Here is a 2143-nt window from a genome sequence, read left to right as displayed (position 1 = left end):
TGCTGATCTGGAGTCTGATCACCGAGCCCGGCGATGGCGTCGCCGGCGCCGTCGTCGCGGCGCTCGGGCCCACGGAGGCTCTGGACGTGGTGGCAGGCGGGTACGGCGGATCCGCGGAGTCGTCGGGGGAGGAACGTCCCGCGGCGGGCGCACTGCGGGAGGGGCGTCGTCGATGGGCGCCCCGACTCGATCCGGAGCCGCATCTGGGCGGCCTGCGAGCGGCGGCGCGCCTGGGGGTGAGGCTCCTGCTCCCCTCGGATCCGGAGTGGCCTGCCTCCGCGGCCGACCTCGGCGCGCACGCGCCGCTCGCGCTCTGGCTGCGTGGCGACCCCATCGCGCCGGCGGGTGGCGGCGTCGCGGTCGTCGGCGCCCGTGCCTCCTCGAACTACGGGGAGCACGTCGCGGGAGAGTTCGCCGGTGAGCTCGCCGCGGAGGGACGCGTGATCGTCTCCGGTGGCGCGTACGGAATCGACGGCACCGCGCACCGTGCCGCGTTGCGCGCGGGTGGGACAACCGTGGCGGTGCTCGCCGGCGGCGTGGATCGCCCGTATCCGAGCGGGCATGCGCAGCTGTTCCAGCGGATCGAGGCGAGCGGCGCGCTCGTGAGCGAGGTCGCCTGCGGCGTCGCACCGACCAGGTGGCGGTTCCTGGCGCGCAATCGGCTGATCAGCGCGCTCTCCGCCGCGACGGTCGTCATCGAGGCGGGGCAGCGGAGCGGATCCCTGAACACCGCAGGGCATGCCGCCGCGCTCGGGAGGCCGCTGGGAGCCGTGCCGGGGCCGATCACCTCGACGGCGTCCGCCGGATGCCATCGGCTGCTGCGGGACTACGACGCGCGCTGCATCACATCCGTCGCCGATGTGCGGGAGCTGCTCGGCGCCGCGCCGGTCGCGGCGAGGAGCAGTGCGGAGGATCCGGACATGGTGCGCCTGGCCGATGCCCTGAACGCGCGCGCGGCCCGCAGCAGCACGGAGTTGGCGCAGCGCAGCGGACTGAGCATCGATCGGGTCGAGGCGCTCCTCGGCATCCTGGAGCTGGACGGCAGCGCCGTCCGCTCGGAGCGCGGATGGCGCAGCGTCCTGCACTGAGAGCGGTGCGCTGCATCGCGAGCGGCGTGCTACATCGCGAGCGGCGTGCTACATCGCGAGCGGCGTGCTGCATTGACTGGAGCCTGCCACGAGTCGGCACCCGGCCCGCGCGTGCTCCTGCTCGCGAGGGGCGCGGGAGCGCATGCTGGAGCCATGCGCGTATCCGAGGCTGCCGCGGCGTTCACGACGCACCTCACCCAGGTGCGCCGGCTGTCCACGGCGACGGTGCGCGCGTACCGCTCGGATCTGGCCGATCTGGCCGCGTCCACCGCGGATGCGGAACTCCCGGACGTGGATCTGGAGGCGCTGCGGGACTGGCTGTGGCGGGCCACGCAGCGGGGCGACGCGCGCTCGACGCTGGCGCGTCGGACGGCGGCGGTGCGCTCGTTCTTCTCCTGGGCCACGGAGATCGGGCTCGTCAGCGTCGATCCCGCGCTGCGCCTCGTGACCCCCAAGCGCGGTCGCACGCTGCCGGCGGTCGCCTCGGCCGACGCGATGCGGGTGCTGCTGGACGAGGCGCGCGACGGTGCGCTCGACGGGGATCCGATCCGGCTGCGAGACAGCGCGATCCTCGAGCTGCTGTACGGATCCGGCATGCGCGTCTCCGAGCTGTGCGGCCTCGCCGTCGACGACCTCGACCTCGACCGGGGCACCGCGCGCGTGGTCGGAAAGGGCGACAAGGAGCGCGTCGTGCCGTTCGGCGCTCCGGCGCGCGACGCGGTGGCGAAGTATCTGCGCCGGGCGCGCCCCGTGCTCGTGGCGCGTGCCGAGCGGCCGGGCCCTGCGCTGTTCCGCGGATCCAGAGGGGGAGCACTCGGACCGCGCACGGTGTACGAACTGGTGGCCCGCGTACTCGCACCCGTCATCGGCGCGGAGACCGTCGGCCCGCACGCCCTGCGCCACTCCGCCGCCACGCACCTGCTCGACGGTGGGGCCGATCTGCGCGCGGTGCAGGAGATCCTCGGACACGCCAGCCTCGGGACCACCCAGATCTACACGCACGTCTCGGCGGAGCGGCTCACCGCGAGCTACCGGCTGGCGCATCCTCGTGCGTG

The 2143-nt window shown here is 74.5% G+C and carries 2 protein-coding genes; both read left to right on the top strand.

Translation table 11 applies throughout. The features are described 5' to 3' along the window. The coding region (gene dprA / locus B7X32_RS20530; RefSeq protein WP_292724008.1) for a DNA-processing protein DprA at positions 1-1088 on the top strand (1088 nt) is incomplete at its 5' end. A 153-nt stretch (positions 1089-1241) separates the two neighbouring features. Continuing rightward, a partial coding sequence (locus B7X32_RS20525; RefSeq protein ID WP_292724005.1) for a tyrosine recombinase XerC occupies positions 1242-2143 on the top strand: 902 nt, incomplete at its 3' end.

Origin of the sequence: Microbacterium sp. 13-71-7 (genome assembly GCF_002257455.1) — a bacterium.
Taxonomy (GTDB): Bacteria; Actinomycetota; Actinomycetes; order Actinomycetales; family Microbacteriaceae; genus Microbacterium.
This window is presented reverse-complemented; position numbering and strand designations above follow the sequence as displayed.